The sequence below is a fragment of the Methylobacterium sp. WL19 genome (assembly GCF_008040005.1).
Taxonomy (GTDB): Bacteria; Pseudomonadota; Alphaproteobacteria; order Rhizobiales; family Beijerinckiaceae; genus Methylobacterium; species Methylobacterium bullatum.
Map to the genome: position 1 here is coordinate 1 of NZ_VRVC01000063.1, position 17,081 is coordinate 17,081.

General features: G+C 67.3%; 15 protein-coding genes and 2 tRNA genes. 12 read left to right on the forward strand and 5 right to left on the reverse strand.

Annotation, left to right across the window (positions count from 1 at the left end):
* Together FV220_RS13800 and FV220_RS13805 are read right to left on the reverse strand one after the other, a co-directional pair.
* Positions 1-1,923: L,D-transpeptidase family protein (locus tag FV220_RS13800; protein ID WP_147832055.1), on the reverse strand; the 1,923-nt coding region annotated here is incomplete at its 3' end.
* Positions 1,924-2,103: 180 nt separating this feature from the next.
* Positions 2,104-3,597, reverse strand: coding sequence for a sigma-54 dependent transcriptional regulator (locus tag FV220_RS13805; RefSeq protein WP_056145153.1), 1,494 nt, complete (start codon positions 3,595-3,597; stop codon positions 2,104-2,106).
* A gap of 293 nt (positions 3,598-3,890) precedes the next feature.
* Between FV220_RS13805 and FV220_RS13810 the strand changes: the two genes are divergently transcribed.
* From FV220_RS13810 to FV220_RS13860, 11 genes are all read left to right on the forward strand, one after another.
* Positions 3,891-5,780, forward strand: a complete 1,890-nt coding sequence (locus FV220_RS13810) for a M3 family oligoendopeptidase (protein WP_147832057.1) — start codon at positions 3,891-3,893, stop codon at positions 5,778-5,780.
* A 60-nt stretch (positions 5,781-5,840) separates the two neighbouring features.
* Positions 5,841-6,065, forward strand: coding sequence for a hypothetical protein (locus FV220_RS13815; protein ID WP_018044347.1), 225 nt, complete (start codon positions 5,841-5,843; stop codon positions 6,063-6,065).
* Positions 6,062-6,448: a type II toxin-antitoxin system death-on-curing family toxin gene (locus tag FV220_RS13820; protein WP_018044346.1), complete on the forward strand. Its 387-nt coding sequence runs from the start codon at positions 6,062-6,064 to the stop codon at positions 6,446-6,448. The genes FV220_RS13815 and FV220_RS13820 overlap by 4 nt, the downstream gene beginning before the upstream one ends.
* Before the next feature lie 107 nt (positions 6,449-6,555).
* Positions 6,556-7,920, forward strand: a complete 1,365-nt coding sequence (locus FV220_RS13825) for an AarF/ABC1/UbiB kinase family protein (protein ID WP_056145227.1) — start codon at positions 6,556-6,558, stop codon at positions 7,918-7,920.
* Between the two features lie 170 nt (positions 7,921-8,090).
* Positions 8,091-8,384: an aa3-type cytochrome c oxidase subunit IV gene (locus FV220_RS13830; RefSeq protein ID WP_018044344.1), complete on the forward strand. Its 294-nt coding sequence runs from the start codon at positions 8,091-8,093 to the stop codon at positions 8,382-8,384.
* A 94-nt stretch (positions 8,385-8,478) separates the two neighbouring features.
* The gene (locus FV220_RS13835) at positions 8,479-9,621 is read left to right on the forward strand and encodes a Re/Si-specific NAD(P)(+) transhydrogenase subunit alpha (RefSeq protein WP_056160002.1); all 1,143 of its coding nucleotides are present in this window, start codon (positions 8,479-8,481) and stop codon (positions 9,619-9,621) included.
* A gap of 17 nt (positions 9,622-9,638) precedes the next feature.
* Positions 9,639-10,079, forward strand: a complete 441-nt coding sequence (locus FV220_RS13840) for a proton-translocating transhydrogenase family protein (protein WP_018044342.1) — start codon at positions 9,639-9,641, stop codon at positions 10,077-10,079.
* Between the two features lie 4 nt (positions 10,080-10,083).
* A complete protein-coding gene (locus tag FV220_RS13845) occupies positions 10,084-11,484 on the forward strand; it encodes an NAD(P)(+) transhydrogenase (Re/Si-specific) subunit beta (RefSeq protein ID WP_056145168.1) in 1,401 nt (466 codons plus the stop codon).
* Positions 11,485-11,713: 229 nt separating this feature from the next.
* Positions 11,714-13,453 (forward strand): single-stranded-DNA-specific exonuclease RecJ, encoded by a 1,740-nt coding sequence (gene recJ / locus FV220_RS13850; RefSeq protein WP_246689462.1) that lies wholly within the window; start codon positions 11,714-11,716, stop codon positions 13,451-13,453.
* Between the two features lie 88 nt (positions 13,454-13,541).
* Positions 13,542-13,625: transfer RNA gene (locus FV220_RS13855), tRNA-Tyr, on the forward strand.
* A gap of 82 nt (positions 13,626-13,707) precedes the next feature.
* Positions 13,708-13,781 (forward strand) — tRNA-Gly (locus tag FV220_RS13860).
* Between the two features lie 371 nt (positions 13,782-14,152).
* Here FV220_RS13860 and FV220_RS13865 read toward each other — a convergent pair.
* The 3 genes from FV220_RS13865 to FV220_RS13875 are packed head-to-tail and all read right to left on the reverse strand — an operon-like array spanning position 14,153 to position 16,259.
* Entirely contained in the window at positions 14,153-15,448 is a 1,296-nt protein-coding gene (locus FV220_RS13865; protein ID WP_147832061.1) for an arsenic transporter, read from the reverse strand.
* A gap of 38 nt (positions 15,449-15,486) precedes the next feature.
* Entirely contained in the window at positions 15,487-15,912 is a 426-nt protein-coding gene (gene arsC / locus FV220_RS13870; RefSeq protein ID WP_147832063.1) for an arsenate reductase (glutaredoxin), read from the reverse strand.
* Complete coding sequence (locus FV220_RS13875) at positions 15,900-16,259, reverse strand: metalloregulator ArsR/SmtB family transcription factor (protein WP_147832065.1); 360 nt, start codon at positions 16,257-16,259, stop codon at positions 15,900-15,902. Before FV220_RS13875 ends, arsC begins: the two co-directional genes overlap by 13 nt.
* A 47-nt stretch (positions 16,260-16,306) precedes the next feature.
* On the opposite strand from FV220_RS13875, the gene arsH reads away from it, so the two are divergent.
* Positions 16,307-17,053 (forward strand): arsenical resistance protein ArsH, encoded by a 747-nt coding sequence (gene arsH, locus FV220_RS13880; RefSeq protein WP_147832067.1) that lies wholly within the window; start codon positions 16,307-16,309, stop codon positions 17,051-17,053.
* The last annotated feature ends 28 nt before the right edge of the window (positions 17,054-17,081 follow it).

Here is a 17,081-nt window from a genome sequence, read left to right on the forward strand (position 1 = left end):
AGCCCCGGCCGCGCCCGGCGCCGACGTCGAAGGCCGCGCCGCGACCTTGGCCGGCGCTTTCACCGGCGCCTTGGCGACGAGCAGGCTGCCCGGTGCGAGACCGAGGGCGATCTTCATGCGCGCATCGTGACCGTATAGATCCGAAAACGTGCGCAGGGATCCGCGCTCGTCCGCATCGAGGGTGAAATAGGCGAGATGCACCGGCAGCTTCTCGGGCAGGCGGATGGTGCGCTCGCCCTTGCCGATGAGCTTCTTCAACCGCTCGCTCGACCACGCTTCGGGCAGGACCGAATCGGCGAACCGGAATGGATCGTCCACGCGGACGCAGCCATGGCTCATCGCCCGCTGAGAAGCGGAAAACAGCGAACGGTTGGGCGTGTCGTGCAGGTAGACGGCATGGTTGTTGGGGAAGAGGAACTTGATGAACCCAAGCGCATTCCGCTCGCCCGGCGGCTGGCGCACCGAGATGTTGCCGTTGCGATAGACAACCTCGTAGCCGCGACGGGCAGCGTAGTTCGGGTCGCGGGCCAGGGCAGGCAGGAACTCGTTCTTGAGGATCGAGGGCGGCACGTTCCAGGACGGGTTGACGACGGCGTATTCCATCATCCCGGAGAAGACCGGCGTCGGCGTCTCGGCCTTGCCGACGATGACCCGGGTCTCGTCGCGCTGCGTGCCGTTGCGGACCACCCGCAGGCGGAATTCGGGGATGTTGACCAGGACGTAGTCACGACCGAGGTCGCTCGGCAGCCAGCGCCAACGCTCCATGTTGACGAGGACGGTCGCCTCCTCGTCGCCGACGCGCGAGGATGACTCGGCCCGGCCCAGGGCGGCGACGGTCTGCGGCGTCAGCGTGCCGGTGATCGGCAGGCCGCGGCCGCGCTGGAACTTCGCCACGGCAGCGGACACGTTCGCATCGAACGCATCCGGCTCACCGGAGGCGGCGTCGAGGGTGCCGGCGGTCCGGGTCGGCAAGCCGAAATGGCGGCGTAGCGCGGGCACGCGGGGATCGTTCATGCCGACCTTGAGCACCGGCCCGGCGGGAATTGCGACGGGCGATGCCGCCATGGGCGCGCTATGGAGATTGCGCAGGCTGGCGAGCCGCGCCTTCAGAGCGAGGTAGCCGGCCTGCGCCGGGTTGTAGCCCTGCAGCACGGTACCGGCTTGCGGCCCGGCGCTGGCGACGCGCGTCAGGACGGCGTCTGCGCCGGGGATGTCGAGGGTGGGCGTGATCAGGCGGGATATGGCGGACAGGTTGATGCGCGCCCCGCGTGCGTCCTTGGCGTAGAGCACGATGGCGGCCGAGAGTTTCAGCTCGATCTCGGCGGTCTGGGCCTCGGTCAGTCCCTGCGTGCCGATGACCGGCACCGGATAGGCCTGGACGTTGAGGCCGTCCTCGGCTGCGAGGGAAAGGCGGGACGCGGCGGCCTTGGCGGCGGGAGTGAAGGCGCCATCGACCACCCAGACCGGCTTGAAGGCACCGAGCCCGTAGAAGGCCTGCATCGCCTCCCGGTCCTTGGTGCTCAGCCGTGCGAGGAGAGGGGCCGGATCGGCGAGGCGGGCGGCGAGGGCCGCCCCCATCGGGTCGGTCGGCACCGGAGCGGCGGCCACGGCGCCAGCGGGTTCGGAGCCGGCCTCGGCGTTCGTGGTCTCCGCCTTGCCCGTCTCGGGTGGGCTCGCTGGCGTTTGGGCGGCCTCTCCCGCTGCGGCGGGTTTGGCCGGGTCGGGGGAGGGCGATACCGGCGCGGAGATCGCCCCGGTCGCCACCCTGTCGCCTTGCCCCTGCTCGGACGAGACCGATGGCGCGGCAGCGCTCTGCACCACGGATGGAGCCGGATCGAGCCGGGGTTCGGCCTTTACCGCGTAGCCGACACAACCCGCCATCAGGGCAGCCAGTGCGACGGAGGCGGAGCGCGAAGCGCCCATGATGAAACTCCCGGAACCGGCCGCAACGGCCATGTTTGAGCTCAAAACAATCGCTGCTTGCGCCACCGCTTGCAACGGCGCGCGGGCAACAGTGGAAGCCTGGCGTGCGCCGGAGGCCGGAAACGCAGTGCCGTGACGCACATCCCAATTCAAAGGATGCGAAGGGATCGCCCCCGTGTCTCAGGCAGCGGCTTCGTCGCCCTTCTCGTCGCCGTCGAGACCGAGATCCTTCAGCTTGCGGTAGAGCGTCGAGCGGCCGATGCCGAGGCGCCTCGACACTTCGGACATGCGGCCCCGGTAATATTGCAGGGCGAAGCGGATGATCTCCGCCTCCAACTCGTCCATCGGTTTCATCTCGCCGGACTCCTCGGTGACGAGGGTCATGGCGTGGGGGTCGCGGACCTCCACGCGGACGATCTCGCGCACCGGCTCCGGAGTCCCGGCATGGACCATGGGCTGGACCGGGGCGGCCGGAATGCGCACGTCGAACCCTTCGACCTGGGCGGCGATCTGCGGGAACTCGGCCACGGTGAGCTCGTCGCTATCGGCGAGCACCACCGCGCGGAACAGGGCGTTTTCCAGCTGTCGGACATTGCCGGGCCAGCCGTAGCGGCTGAGCAGCGACATCGCCTCCGGCGTGATCGCGCGGACACGCTTGCCCTCCTCGGCGGCGAAGCGCGCACAGAACGAGCGCACCAGATCCGGGATATCCTCGCGGCGCGCCCGGAGGGGGGGCAGGGTCATCGGGAAGACGTTCAGGCGGTAGTACAGGTCCTCGCGGAAGCGGCCCTGCTTCACGAGGTCGAGGAGCGAGCGGTTCGTGGCCGAGATGAGGCGGATGTCGATTCGGACACTGCGCTTGGCGCCCACCGGATCGACTTCCCCCTCCTGCAGGGCGCGCAGGAGCTTCACCTGGGCATCGAGGGGGAGTTCGCCGATCTCATCGAGGAACAGCGTACCGCCCGACGCCTCGACGAACTTGCCCACATGGCGCTCGGTGGCGCCGGTGAAGGCGCCCTTCTCGTGCCCGAACAGGGTCGATTCGACGAGGTTGTCGGGAATCGCGCCGCAATTGACCGTAACGAAGGCCTTGCCGCGCCGGTCGCCCGACCCCTGGATCGCGCGCGCCAGCACCTCCTTGCCGACACCGGATTCACCCTCGATCAACACCGGGATGTTGGACTTGGCCGAACGCTCGGCCAGCCGGATCACGCGCTCCATGTCGGGGCTGCGCGAGGACAGGTCCTTGAAGGTGAGCGAGCCGGAGGCGCGCCGCCGCATGCGCCGGACCTCCTCCTCGAGCTGATCGACCTTGAGGGCGTTCTTGATCGAGACCTGGAGCCGTTCGGCACCGGCGGGCTTCACCACGAAATCGGTGGCGCCGGCCCGCATGGCGTTGACCACCGCATCGATGGAGCCGTTGGACGTCTGGACGATGACGGGGATGTCGAGACCCGACTGGCGCATCTGGGCCATGACCCCGAGACCGTCGAGGCCGCCGGGCATCACCAGATCGAGGAGCACGACGTCGATCGGTTCGCCCGAACGCAGCAGGGACAACCCATCCTCGCCGCTCTCGGCGACCTTCACCTCAAAACCGAGGCGACGCACCATCGCTTCGGCGAGCCGGCGCTGGACGGGATCGTCGTCGACGATGAGGATCGTTGTCGACATGCGGAGAGCCTCGACCGTGTGCTGAGAAAGGCGATCGTCCCAGGGATATCGCCCTGCGAGTCGGCCACCGGTGTTTCGTTTCGATCCGTAGGGTGAGCGAAGAGCGTAAAGCTGCTCTTAACGACGATCCCACTTTCTTCCCTGATGGTCCACTCCCCGGCCGAGGCGGGGCGAACGAGGGACATGCCGGAGATTCGTTGCGGCCGAATGGGCCGAATCGGTTGATCACGGAGCCTCACCGCTCGATATCAGCGGAAACGGCGGGGAAACGCCGCTTCAGGATCAAAGACATCATGTCGAGTCGTGCCGTCGTCCATGCCAGCCTCTCAAGCGCCGCCCGGATGCCGGCCGGGCAACGATCGGAAGGAACGAACGTCGCGCGGGCGGCCGCTCTCGCCCTCGACCTCGGCTCGCTTCCCGAATGGGATCTGAGCGACCTCTATTCCGGGATCGATTCGCCGGACTTCCGCGCCGACCTGATCCGGGCGGAAGAGGAATGCAGCGCCTTCTCGGAGCGCTACGGCGGCGTCATCGCCGAGATCGCCGGCGGACCCGACGCGTCCGCTCGCCTCGCCGAGGCGGTGGCGGCCTATGAGGCGATCGAGGATCGGCTCGGCCGTCTGATGTCCTTCGCCGGCCTGGTCTACTCCGGCGACACCACGGACGAGCGGCGCCAGAAGTTCTACGGCGACACCCAGGAACGGCTGACCACGGCCTCCGGTCACCTGCTCTTCTTCGCCCTGGAGATCAACCGGGTCGATGACGGCGTGATGGACGCCGCCATGGCGGATGGTCCTCTCGCGCATTACCGCCCCTGGATCGAGGATCTGCGCCGCGAGAAGCCGTATCAGCTCGACGACCGCACCGAGAAGCTGTTCCTCGAGAAGTCGGTCACCGGGCGCTCCGCCTGGAACCGGCTGTTCGACGGCACGATCGCGTCCCTGCGCTTCCCGCTGCAGGGCGAGATGCTCACCCTCGAACCGACGCTCAACAAGCTGCAGGACCCGGACGGGGCGGTCCGCAAGGAAGCGGCCGGAGCCCTGGGCGACGTGTTCCGCGCCAATCTGCGGACCTTCGCCCTCATCACCAACACCTTGGCCAAGGACAAGGAGATCTCCGACCGCTGGCGCGGCTTCAAGGACGTCGCCGACGACCGGCACCTCTCCAACCGGGTCGAGCCCGAGGTGGTGGCGGCCCTGGTGGACGCCGTCCAGGCCGCCTATCCGCGCCTGTCGCACCGCTACTACCGGCTGAAGGCCAAGTGGTTCGGGGTGGACGTCCTGCCCTATTGGGACCGCAACGCGCCGCTGCCGCGGGTCGAGCAGCGCACCATTCCCTGGGCGGAGGCGCGCGACATGGTGCTCGACGCCTACGGCGCGTTCTCGCCGCGCATGGCCGACATCGCCAAGACCTTCTTCGACCGCCGCTGGATCGATGCGCCGACGCGGCCGGGCAAGGCGCCGGGCGCCTTCGCCCATCCCACCGTGCCCTCTGCGCATCCCTATGTGCTGGTGAACTACCAGGGCAAGCCGCGGGACGTGATGACCCTGGCGCACGAACTCGGCCACGGGGTGCATCAGGTCCTCGCCTCACATAACGGTGCGCTGATGGCGCCGACGCCCCTGACGCTGGCCGAGACCGCGAGCGTGTTCGGCGAGATGCTCACGTTCCGGCGCCTGCTCGCCGCCACCACCGATACGGTTCAGCGACGGGCGATGCTGGCCGCCAAGGTCGAGGACATGATCAACACGGTGGTGCGCCAGATCGCGTTCTACCTGTTCGAGCGGAAGGTCCACCTCGCTCGGGCCGAGGGCGAGCTCACCGCCGAGCAGATCAACGGGCTCTGGATGTCGGTGCAGGCGGAGAGCTTCGGCCCGGCGATCTCGCTGGATGCCGGCTACGAGCCGTTCTGGGCCTATATCCCGCACTTCATCCACTCGCCGTTCTACGTCTACGCCTATGCGTTCGGCGACTGCCTCGTGAACTCGCTCTACGGCGTCTATGCCAATGCCGAAGAGGGTTTCGTGGACCGCTACTTCGCCCTGCTCTCGGCCGGCGGGGCCAAGCCCTACGGCGAGCTCCTCGCTCCCTTCGGCCTCAATGCCAGCGACCCTGCCTTCTGGCAGATCGGCCTCAACATGATCGAGGGGATGATCGTCGAACTGGAGGCGATGGAGGGGTAACGCTCCTTTGCGCCGGCGGCCTTTCGTTGTACACAACGTACAACGAAAGGCCCGACCGTCATGAAGCTCGAAGTCAAGAAGATCGGCAATTCCACCGGGCTCATCCTGCCGCGGGAACTCATCACCAAACTGAATCTGGAACAGGGTCAGTGGCTTCACGTCACCGAAATGCCCGACGGCGGAGTGCGCCTGACCCCCTACGATCCTGATTTCGACAAGGCGATGGCGCTCGTCGACGACATCATGGACGAATACAAGGATACTTTGCGGGCGCTCGCGCAATGACCGAGCCTCGTTGGCTGACGGCCGAAGAGATCAAGGTTGCCCATGAACGCCAACTCGTCCGGTTTGGGGGCCCACCTGGACTTCGAGACGAGAATGCCCTCGAGTCGGCTCTGGGAAGGCCTGTGAACCGCTGGCGATATGAGGACGGCGACCTCGCTTCACTGGCGGCGGCGTATGCCTTCGGTCTTGCGCGGAATCATGCATTCATCGACGGCAACAAGCGGATCGCCTTCGTGGCAATGACGCTGTTCCTACGTCTCAACAACATTGCTTTTCGACCGGATCAGGCCGAGGCGACCCGGATGATCCTCGGCCTCGCCGCAAGCGAGATCGACGAGGATGGCCTCACGCGCTGGATCCGCGACAACTGGCCGGCGGCGTAACCTCTTCCGCGACTCGAGTTCCGCGACCCATGGGCTCATGGCCCTGGCACCCTCGGGGGAGGAGCCTATCTCGTAGTGACACCCCTTCGTCGCGCAGAATGGACCCGATGGCCGATCACGACAACGAAGCCAACCGCTTCTCGGCGCGCGCCAGCCGCTATGCCCGTGTCGGCGCCAATGTCGGGGGTGTCGCCGCGCGAATGGCCGGCGCCAAGCTGTTCGGAAAGGGAGAGACCCCCACCAACGCGGCCGCTCTGGCCCAGGCGCTCGGGGGGCTGAAGGGCCCGATCATGAAGGTGGCGCAGCTCCTCGCCACCGTGCCGGATCTGCTGCCGCCGGAATACGCCACCGAGCTTCAGAAACTCCAGGCCGACGCACCGCCGATGGGTGCGGCCTTCGTCAAGCGCCGGATGATGGCCGAGCTCGGCCCCGACTGGCAGAAGCGGTTCGCCTCCTTCGACCTCAAGCCCGCCGCCGCCGCCTCCCTCGGCCAGGTTCACCGGGCCACGGGCCTCGACGGGACGCCCTTCGCCTGCAAGCTCCAATATCCCGACATGCAATCGGCCGTGGAGGCCGACCTGAAGCAGCTCGAAATCGCCTTCGCCCTGCACCGTCGCCTCAGCTCCTGGCTCGACACCCGCGAGATCGCCAAGGAGATCGGCGCCCGCGTGCGCGAGGAGCTGGACTACGAGCGCGAGGCCAAGCACGCCGCCCTCTACGGGGCCGTGCTTCAGGACATCGCCGAGGTGAGGGTGCCCGCCATCCACACCGACCTCTCCACCAAGCGCCTCCTCACCCTCGGCTGGCTCGAAGGCGACAGGATCCTCAGCTTTTCCGATCAGCCCCTCGAGATCCGCAATCGTCTGGCGCGGGCGATGTTCAAGGCCTGGTGGCACCCGTTCAGTCGAGCGGCCGTGATCCACGGCGATCCGCACCTCGGCAACTACACGGTCTTCTCCGAGGACGGCGAGGCGCGCGGGATCAACCTGCTCGATTACGGCTGTGTCCGCATCTTCCACCCCCGCTTCGTCGGCGGCGTGGTCGATCTCTATCGCGGCCTGTTGGAGAACGACCACGCCCGGATCGTCCACGCCTACGAGGTGTGGGGATTCAAGAACCTCAACAAGGAGCTGATCGAGATCCTCAACATCTGGGCCCGGTTCATCTACGGCCCGATCCTCGAGGATCGCACGAGAACGGTGGCGGATGGCGTCAAGCCCGGCGAATATGGCCGGCGCCAGGCCTTCGAGGTGCATCAGGCCCTCAAGCAGCGCGGACCCGTGACCGTGCCGCAGGAATTCGTCTTCATGGACCGCGCCGCGGTGGGGCTCGGCGCGGTGTTCCTGCACCTGCGCTCGGAGCTGAACTACCACCGCCTGTTCGAGGCCGAAATCGAGCGCTTCTCCCTCGAGACCCTGACCGAACGGCAGGGCGCGGCTCTGGCAGCGGCGGGACTTCCATCTCCCGAGTAATCGCCAAGATTAACTGCCTGCGCATGACAAGCGGGGATCGACTGTCATTCTCCGGGATAAAACCGGCTTTCCATATTTTCGCGAGTCGGTATCTCGATTGCGGGTGACAGAGGCATGCGCTAAATCCGCTTGGAACCAATCAAGATGATACCCAAGGGGACGACGACAAGATGGCCGATGCGAAGACCGTGACCGGCGTACGTTACAGCCCGGCGATGGACGAAAAGACCCATGAACAGACCTACCGTGGGTTTGTCCGGTTCGTGGAAATCGGCACCTTCGTGGTGATCTGCTGGGTGCTCGCGTTGGCCGTGGGTGGCATTCGCGAGGCTTGGCTCACGGCGATCTTCGGCGTCTTGCTGTCGGGCGTGGCCGGCACGGTGGGCGCGCTGTCGCCTGTCGTCGGTTGGAAAGCTCCCGCTGCGGTCGCCGTTCTTCTACTTCTGTACCTCTTCTTCGCGTGACGTAGCCACGGACCGCTGGTATACCAGGGGTCCGGGCTCTATATTCCTGCTAAGCTACGGCGATCGAGAACGATCGCCGAGGGGGATCTCCTGAATGCGCATCGCTGTATTGACAGAGTCGGACCCCGCCGAGCCGCGGGTCGCGGCGGTGCCCGAGACGATCAAGAAATTCAAAGGCCTCGGGGCCGACGTGACGATCCAGTCCGGGGCCGGCCTGAAGGCCGGTGTTCCCGATGCGGATTACGAGGCGGCGGGCGCCACCATCGCCGCTACGGCGGCGGAGGCCGCAACGGATGCCGACCTCGTCCTCAAGGTTCGCCGTCCCAACGAGGACGAACTGAAGCTCTTGAAGACCGGCGCGACCGTCGTCGCCATCATGGATCCCTACGGTAACGAGACCGCGCTGAAGGCCATGGCCGATGCGGGGATCAGCGCCTTCTCCATGGAGCTGATGCCTCGCATCACCCGCGCTCAGGTCATGGACGTGCTCTCCTCGCAGGCCAACCTCGCCGGCTATCGCGCCGTGATCGACGCCGCCGCAGAGTATGGCCGCGCCATGCCGATGATGATGACGGCCGCCGGCACCGTGCCTGCCGCCCGCGTCTTCGTGATGGGCGTCGGCGTCGCCGGCCTCCAGGCCATCGCCACCGCCCGCCGCATGGGCGCGGTTGTGACCGCCACCGACGTGCGGCCCGCCACCAAGGAACAGGTCGAATCCCTCGGCGCCAAGTTCGTGGCGGTAGAGGACGACGAGTTCAAGCAGGCCGAGACGTCCGGCGGCTATGCCAAGGAAATGTCGGCGGAATACCAGAAGAAACAGGCCGATCTGGTGGCGACGCATATCGCCAAGCAGGACATCGTCATCACCACGGCGCTCATCCCCGGCCGCCCCGCTCCGAAGCTCGTCTCGGAGACGATGGTCGCCTCGATGAAGCCCGGCTCGGTGCTCATCGATCTCGCCGTCGAGCGCGGCGGCAACGTCGCCGGTGCCAAGGCCGGCGAGATCGTCACCACCGAGAACGGGGTCAAGATCGTCGGCCACGTCAATGTCGCCGGCCGCCTCGCGGCAACCGCGTCGAGCCTCTACGCCCGCAACCTGTTCGCCTTCGTCGAGACCCTGATCGACAAGGAGTCCAAGGCCCTCGCCGTCAAGTGGGACGACGAGCTGGTGAAGGCGACGAACCTCACGCGGGACGGACAGGTGGTCCACCCGTCCTTCCAGTCCACAGCAGCCTGATCGCGACGGAGAGACAGATGGCAACCCTTCCTCCCGAACAGGCCGCCGAACAGGCGCGCGCCGCCGCCGCTACCGCGCGCACCGCCGCCGAACAGGCGCAGAGCCTCGCAGACAGCCTCGGTCAGGGCATCAGCCACGGGATCGCCGCCGCCACCCACGGCGCGGTCGACCCCACCGTCTTCCAGCTCGCGATCTTTGTGCTCGCGATCTTCGTCGGGTACTACGTGGTGTGGTCGGTGACCCCGGCGCTCCACACCCCCCTGATGTCCGTCACCAACGCGATCTCGTCCGTCATCATCGTCGGCGCGCTCCTCGCCGCCGGCGTTCCGCTGATCGAGAAGGGCACCGGCTGGGCGCGCTTCTTCGGCTTCGTCGGCATCGTCCTCGCCAGCGTCAACATCTTCGGCGGCTTCCTCGTTACCCAGCGCATGCTCGGCATGTACAAGAAGAAGGCCTGAGACGATGTCCCAGAACGTCTCCGCCCTCCTCTATATCGTCTCCGGCGTCCTGTTCATCATGGCGCTGCGGGGGCTCTCGCATCCGACCACGTCGCGGCAGGGCAACCTGTACGGCATGATCGGCATGGGACTCGCCGTCCTGACCACCCTCGTCGGTCATCCGCCGGCCGGGTTCGGCGCCTGGATCATCGTCCTCCTCGGCCTCGGCATCGGCGGTGGCGCCGGTGCCGTCATCGCCAAGCGGGTGCCGATGACGGCCATGCCGCAGCTCGTGGCCGCCTTCCACTCCCTCGTGGGTCTCGCCGCCGTGGCGGGTGCGGCCGGCACACTCTATGCCCCGCAGGCGGTCGGCATCCTCGAGAACGGCCATATCCATAAGGAATCGCTGTTCGAGATGGCGCTCGGCGTCGCCATCGGCGCCATCACCTTCACCGGCTCGGTCATCGCCTTCGCCAAGCTCGACGGACGCATGTCCGGCAAGCCGATCATGCTGCCGCAGCGGCACGCGATCAACATCGCTCTCGGCATCGCCCTCATCGGTCTGATCGCCGTGTTCATCGGCACCGAGAGCAAGGCCATCTTCTGGCTGATCGTGGTGCTGTCCTTCGTGCTCGGCGGGCTGCTGATCATCCCGATCGGCGGCGCGGACATGCCCGTCGTCGTGTCGATGCTCAACTCCTATTCGGGTTGGGCGGCGGCCGGCATCGGCTTCACACTGGGCAACCTCGCGCTCATCATGACCGGCGCCCTCGTCGGCTCCTCGGGCGCGATCCTGTCCTACATCATGTGCAAGGCGATGAACCGCTCGTTCATCTCCGTGATCCTCGGTGGCTTCGGCGGCGATGCAGCCGCAGCCGGTGCGGGTGGCGCTGTCGAGACGCGCCCCGTGAAGCAGGGATCGGCCGACGACGCCGCCTACATCCTGAAGAACGCCGAGCGCGTCATCATCGTGCCCGGTTACGGCATGGCGGTGGCGCAGGCCCAGCACTCGCTCCGTGAGATGGTGGATATGCTCAAGAAGGAAGGCGTCGACGTGAAATACGCCATCCATCCCGTCGCCGGCCGCATGCCGGGGCACATGAACGTGCTGCTCGCCGAGGCCAACGTACCCTACGACGAGGTGCACGAGCTCGAGGACATCAACGGCGACTTCCCGCAGGCGGACGTTGCCTTCGTGATCGGCGCCAACGACGTCACCAACCCGGCCGCCAAGACCGACAAGACCTCGCCGATCTACGGCATGCCGATCCTTGACGTGGAGAAGGCCAAGACGGTCCTCTTCATCAAGCGCGGCATGGGCTCCGGCTATGCCGGTGTCGAGAACGAGGTGTTCTTCCGCGACAACACGATGATGCTGTTCGGCGACGCCAAGAAGGTCGTGGACTCGATCGTCAAGAACCTCTGAGCGGCGCGGGGCGGCACTCCGCCCCGTCAGTCTCGACTGCGGAGGGTCGGCGCCATGCGCCGGCCCTTTTCGCGTCTTGGTAGCAGCTGGTTCCGGTATCGCCCCACGCGTCACCTCGAAGCGAGCAGCGCAGTAGCGCCGGATAGCCCCAGGCGAGTAGACTGACGGCGTGTCAGCCGCCTCAGCCCTTGCCCCATCCCGTGCCTTCCTCGGCGTCACCCGTTCCGTCATGGGGCGGCCCTGGCGTGACCGCTGCGGCGACCCCGCCGCCCAGGCCTATGCCGCGACGATGGTGCAGGCCCATGGCCTGCCCGACCTTCTCGCCCGCGTCCTGGCCTCGCGCGGCATCCGGCCCGACGAGGCGGCGGCCTATCTCGAACCGCGCCTGCGCGACCTGATGCCGGATCCGTCCCGCCTCGTGGACATGGAGGCGGCGGCCGAACGGCTCGCCCGTGCCGTCGAGGCCGGCGAGCGCGTCGCCGTGTTCGGCGATTACGATGTCGACGGTGCCGCGAGCGCGGCGTTGATGGCCGGCTACCTGCGCGCGCTCGGCCTGACGGTGGACATTCACATCCCGGACCGGATCACGGAAGGCTACGGCCCCAACGTGGCGGCGGTCACGGCACTGGCGGAGGGCGGCGCGACGCTTCTCGTCTGCGTCGATTGCGGCACGAGCGGCCATGAGCCCCTGGCGGCTGCGGCCGAACGCGGGCTCGCCGTGATCGTCCTCGACCATCACGGCGCGCCGGAAATCCTGCCTCCGGTCGAGGCACTGGTGAACCCGAACCGGCTCGACGATGTTTCCGGGCTCGGCCATCTCTGCGCGGCGGGTGTCGTCTTCCTCACCCTCGTGGCCCTCAACCGCCGCCTGAGGCGGGGAGGGCGGGAGGATCTGCCGGATCTCGCCGAAGCCCTCGATCTGGTGGCCCTGGCGACTGTCGCCGACGTGGTGCCGTTGACCGGCCTCAACCGCGCCTTCGTCGTGCAGGGATTGAAGGTGATGCGGGGCCGGGGCCGGATCGGTCTCGCCGCCCTGTTCGATGCGGCATCCCTGAGCGAGCCGCCGGAATCCTGGCATCTCGGCTATCTGCTCGGTCCGCGCATCAATGCCGGCGGCCGCATCGGTCATGCGGGCCTTGGCGCGGCCCTCCTTACCAGCGGGGATCCTGCGGAGGCGACCCGCATCGCCACCGAACTCGATCTCCTCAACCGGGAGCGGCAGGGCATCGAGGCACAGGCGGTGCTGGAAGCCGAGGCCGAGATGGATCGCGCGCTGACACTGGCCCCCGACACGCCGATCCTGGTGACGGCCTCCGCCTCCTGGCATCCGGGAGTGGTCGGCCTCGTGGCGGCGCGGCTGAAAGAGCGCTTCGGTCGGCCGGCTCTCGCCTTCGCCCTGCGCCCGGACGGGACCGCCACGGGGTCGGGCCGATCGGTCGCGGGGGTGGATCTCGGCCATGCTGTGCGTGAGGCCGTGGATGCCGGCCTCCTCGTCAAGGGCGGCGGGCATGCCATGGCGGCCGGCGCCACGCTCCCGAGCCACGATCCCACGCCTCTGCGCGACTTCCTGGCGGCCGCCCTCGCCGCGGCGGTGTCGGAGGCGAGGGCGGTGGAGGCACTGCTCGTCGACGGCACCGTGAACGCGGGCGGCGCCACGGCGGAGGTGGTTCGCCTCGTCCAGCGCGCAGGGCCGTTCGGCGCTGGAGCACCGGAACCGGTCTTCGCCCTGCCGTATCACCGGCTGGTCGATGCGGGAATCGTCGGCAACGGCCACGTCCGCGCGCGCTTCAGGAGCCGGGACGGCCAAGCCATCGGCGCCATCGCCTTCCGCTCCGCCCAGGGACCGTTGGGGCAGGCGCTCCTCGGCGGGATCGGACAGGAATTCCACGTGGCCGGAACCCTCGCCATCGATACCTGGCGCGGCGGCGAGCGGGTACAATTGCGCGTCGGCGATCTCGCCACACCCTGAACTTTGCGTCGGTGCCCGCGCGGGACGTGTTGACACCCGCGCAAGCCCTCACCATAAGGACCCGCGCGCTGCCGAAAGGCGGTGGTTTGGGGGAATGTCCCGAGCGGCAAAGGGGGCGGACTGTAAATCCGCTGCGTAAGCTTCGTAGGTTCGAGTCCTACTTCCCCCACCAATCCATACCGACACGCTGGCACCACGGCCGATGAAGGGATCACCTTCTCAAGACCGCGTCGCCATGCTATCGGGCGCCATATGCGGGTGTAGCTCAATGGTAGAGCAGCAGCCTTCCAAGCTGAATACCCGGGTTCGATTCCCGGTACCCGCTCCATTCTCCTACCTCAAAAATTTGCAGCAGATCGAACGGGGTAGGCTCCTTTAGGAGGTCTCCTCGGCGTTTGATCCAAGCGATGGATACCACCCGAATGGGCTGATTGGCGGCCCCCAGGGACGGTTACGGACAGGCCGACATCATCCTCGAAGGTCCGGCTGGGGCTCGCGGGCATCACGGCATCCACGACGAGGTGCCCGGCCCTGAGGGCCCCACGGTCCCATCCCGGCTGTCGAGCGCCAGGCGGGCGTGGAGATGCGGACAGGTCCGAGAACGGAATCGTCAAAGCGCATGAATTCCGGTTCTGCCGCTCCGGCAGGGTGGGGAGGAGCGAACCTACCGACCAGCGCATGCCCTGGCCCATTTGGCCGCTACGGAGCGCCCAGCAACGGCAGCCACAGCGCCAAGGCCGAAAGCGTCACCAGAAGCACGGGTGGGGTGATGATCAGCCCGACCTTCATGTACTGTGCCCACGTGATGTGCTGCCCCCGGCCGGCGAGCACGTGGAGCCAAAGCAAGGTCGCGAGGCTGCCGATCGGTGTAAACTTCGGACCGAGGTCGCACCCGATGACGTTGGCGTAGATCATCGACTGGCGCATCAGCGGCGACAGGTCGGGGGTCTGCTGGATCGAAAGCGCTCCCACCAGCACGCCCGGCATGTTGTTCATGACGGAAGACAGGATGGCGGCGGCGAAGCCCGTCCCGATGGTGGCGACGACCGTTCCCTGGCCCGAGAGCCAGACCAACCCCTGCGCCAGGTAGTCCGTCAGGCCGGCGTTCTTCAGGCCGTAGACGACGAGGTACATGCCGAGGCTGAACAGCACGATCTGCCACGGTGCCCCCGCGAGGATCTTGCGGATGGGGATCACGCGGCTTCGGCTGGCGAGAGCCAGAAGGATCAGGGCGCCGGCACAGGTGACCACCGATACCGGTATGCCGAAGGGCGCGGAGACGAAGTAGGCGGCGAGAAGGAGGGTGAGCAGCGGGAAGGCCGCCTTGAACACCGAGGGATCGCGAATGGCACTCTGAGGCGGCTCCAACTGGCCCACCGGGTAGGTCGCCGGCAGGTCGCGGCGGTAGAACATCCACAGGACCAGCAGGGTCGCGGCGAGCGAGACGAGGTTCACCGGTACCATCACGGCGGCGTAGCGGCTGAAGGTGATGTCGAAGAAGTTCGCCGAGACGATGTTGACGAGGTTCGAGATCACCAGCGGCAGGCTGGTGCTGTCGGCCAGGAACCCGCAGGCCACGATGAAGGCGAGGGCCGCCACCGGCTCGAAGTCGAGCCGCAGCAGGATGGCGAGCACGATGGGGGTGAGGAGAAGCGCCGCCCCGTCGTTGGCGAACACCGCCGCGATGGCCGACCCGAGAAGGATGACCAGGGGAAACAGGCGTCGGCCACGACCGCCACCCCACCGGGCGATGTGTAGGGCGGCCCAATGGAAGAACCCGGCCTCGTCGAGGAGAAGCGATATGACGATGAGCGCCACGAACGTGACGGTGGCGTCCCAGACGATATGCCAGACCACGGGGATGTCGCCCGGATGGATGACCCCGCTGGCGAGGGCCACGGCGGCCCCCGTGAGGGCGCTCCATCCGATCCCGAGGCCCTTGGGTTGCCAGATGACGAAGACGAGGGTGACCACGAAAATGGCGAGCGCGAGCATCGGCAGCGTTTCTCATTCTCGATGGAGCGGGAGGCGGGTCAGGCGCTGGCGACGCGGCGCCCGTGCTCGTCGACGACGCGCTCGCCGTCTTCCTTCACGAACTCGCCCTGCTGGACCGGCAACAGGTCGAGTACCGCCTCGGAGGGGCGGCACAGGGCGACGCCCTTCGGGCTCACCACCAAAGGGCGATTGAGCAGGATCGGGTGCGCCTCGATGGCATCCAGAAGCTGGTCGTCCGTGAGGGCCGGGTCGGCGAGGCCGAGTTCCACGAAAGGTGTCCCCTTCTCACGCAGGAAGTCCCGGATCGTGGCGCCGGCCCGCTCGGCGAGCTGACGCACCAGGGCGCGGCTCGGCGGCGTTTTCAGGTACTCGACCACGTGTGGCTCGATGCCGGCGTTGCGAATGAGCGCCAGGGTGTTGCGGGACGTTCCGCAATCCGGGTTGTGGTAGATCACGACGTCCATCGAGCGGTCTCCTTGCAGCAGGCGGAGAGGGCCGCGACGGCGGGGGCGCAGACCTCGGGGTGCCCCTGGCAGCAATCGCGCATCAGGAACTGGATCAGTTCCGACAGGTCCGGGTAGGCGGCGCTGTAGATGATCGAGCGTCCCTCACGGCGGGAGGTGACGAGCCCGGCATGGGTGAGCTCCTTCAAGTGGAAGGACAGGTTGGTGCCTGACACGCCGACCGCCTCGGCCAGCATGCCGGCTGCCATACCGTCCGGCCCGGCGGTGACGAGCCGGCGCACGATGCGCAGGCGATGCTCCTGGCCGAGGGCCGCAAAGGCGGCGACGGCTTGCCGTTCGCCCATCATGATGTCAACATCTCAATCATCATTGAAATGTAGAGGACATCGACGCCGTGGACAAGCCTCAACACCCCTTCGCCGATGGCATGCCGAACCTGAGCGAGGGGCACTTCGAGGTCCCGACGCGCACCGGCCTTCAAGTGCCGACGCCGTTCACCCACGCTCCGCGGTTCCTGATCCTGTACGGATCGCTCCGGGAGCGTTCGTTCAGCCGCTTCCTCGCCTACGAGGCCGCGCGCCTGCTTCAGGCCATGGGCGGCGAGGTGCGGATCTACGATGCGCGCGGCCTGCCGTTGCCCGACGACGCTTCCCCTGAGCACCCCAAGGTCCGTGAACTGCGCGCCCTCTCGATCTGGTCGGAGGGACACGTCTGGGTCAGCCCCGAACGACACGGCAACATGACCGGCGTCATCAAGAGCCAGATCGACTGGCTGCCCCTGTCGGAAGGGTCGGTGCGCCCGACGCAGGGCCGGACCCTGGCCGTGATGCAGGTCTCGGGCGGCTCGCAATCGTTCAACGCCGTCAACGCTTTGCGCATCCTCGGGCGCTGGATGCGGATGATCACCATCCCGAACCAGTCCTCGGTGCCCATGGCCTACAAGGAATTCGATGAGGCCGGCCGTATGAAGCCCGGCCCCCTCTACGACCGGGTGGTCGACGTCTGCGAGGAACTGTTCAAGTTCACCCTCCTGACCCGTGAGCGGGCCGACTACCTCGTCGACAGGTATTCCGAGCGCAAGGAGCGCGAACCCGAACGGCTCGAGGCGGTGGCGGTCGATATCGGGTTCGCAAGGCGATAGGCCGTTCAGACCACCTGCACGCCACGGG

Excerpts from the sequence above, each read along its gene's own strand:
- FV220_RS13835 (WP_056160002.1), top strand. The coding sequence starts at position 8,479 with ATGCGCATCGCTGTATTGACAGAGTCGGACCCCGCCGAGCCGCGGGTC.
- FV220_RS13875 (WP_147832065.1), bottom strand. The coding sequence starts at position 16,259 with ATGATGGGCGAACGGCAAGCCGTCGCCGCCTTTGCGGCCCTCGGCCAG.
- FV220_RS13825 (WP_056145227.1), top strand. The coding sequence starts at position 6,556 with ATGGCCGATCACGACAACGAAGCCAACCGCTTCTCGGCGCGCGCCAGC.
- FV220_RS13840 (WP_018044342.1), top strand. The coding sequence starts at position 9,639 with ATGGCAACCCTTCCTCCCGAACAGGCCGCCGAACAGGCGCGCGCCGCC.
- FV220_RS13815 (WP_018044347.1), top strand. The coding sequence starts at position 5,841 with ATGAAGCTCGAAGTCAAGAAGATCGGCAATTCCACCGGGCTCATCCTG.
- FV220_RS13820 (WP_018044346.1), top strand. The coding sequence starts at position 6,062 with ATGACCGAGCCTCGTTGGCTGACGGCCGAAGAGATCAAGGTTGCCCAT.
- FV220_RS13810 (WP_147832057.1), top strand. The coding sequence starts at position 3,891 with ATGTCGAGTCGTGCCGTCGTCCATGCCAGCCTCTCAAGCGCCGCCCGG.
- FV220_RS13830 (WP_018044344.1), top strand. The coding sequence starts at position 8,091 with ATGGCCGATGCGAAGACCGTGACCGGCGTACGTTACAGCCCGGCGATG.
- FV220_RS13865 (WP_147832061.1), bottom strand. The coding sequence starts at position 15,448 with ATGCTCGCGCTCGCCATTTTCGTGGTCACCCTCGTCTTCGTCATCTGG.
- FV220_RS13845 (WP_056145168.1), top strand. The coding sequence starts at position 10,084 with ATGTCCCAGAACGTCTCCGCCCTCCTCTATATCGTCTCCGGCGTCCTG.
- FV220_RS13805 (WP_056145153.1), bottom strand. The coding sequence starts at position 3,597 with ATGTCGACAACGATCCTCATCGTCGACGACGATCCCGTCCAGCGCCGG.
- arsC (WP_147832063.1), bottom strand. The coding sequence starts at position 15,912 with ATGGACGTCGTGATCTACCACAACCCGGATTGCGGAACGTCCCGCAAC.
- recJ (WP_246689462.1), top strand. The coding sequence starts at position 11,714 with ATGGGGCGGCCCTGGCGTGACCGCTGCGGCGACCCCGCCGCCCAGGCC.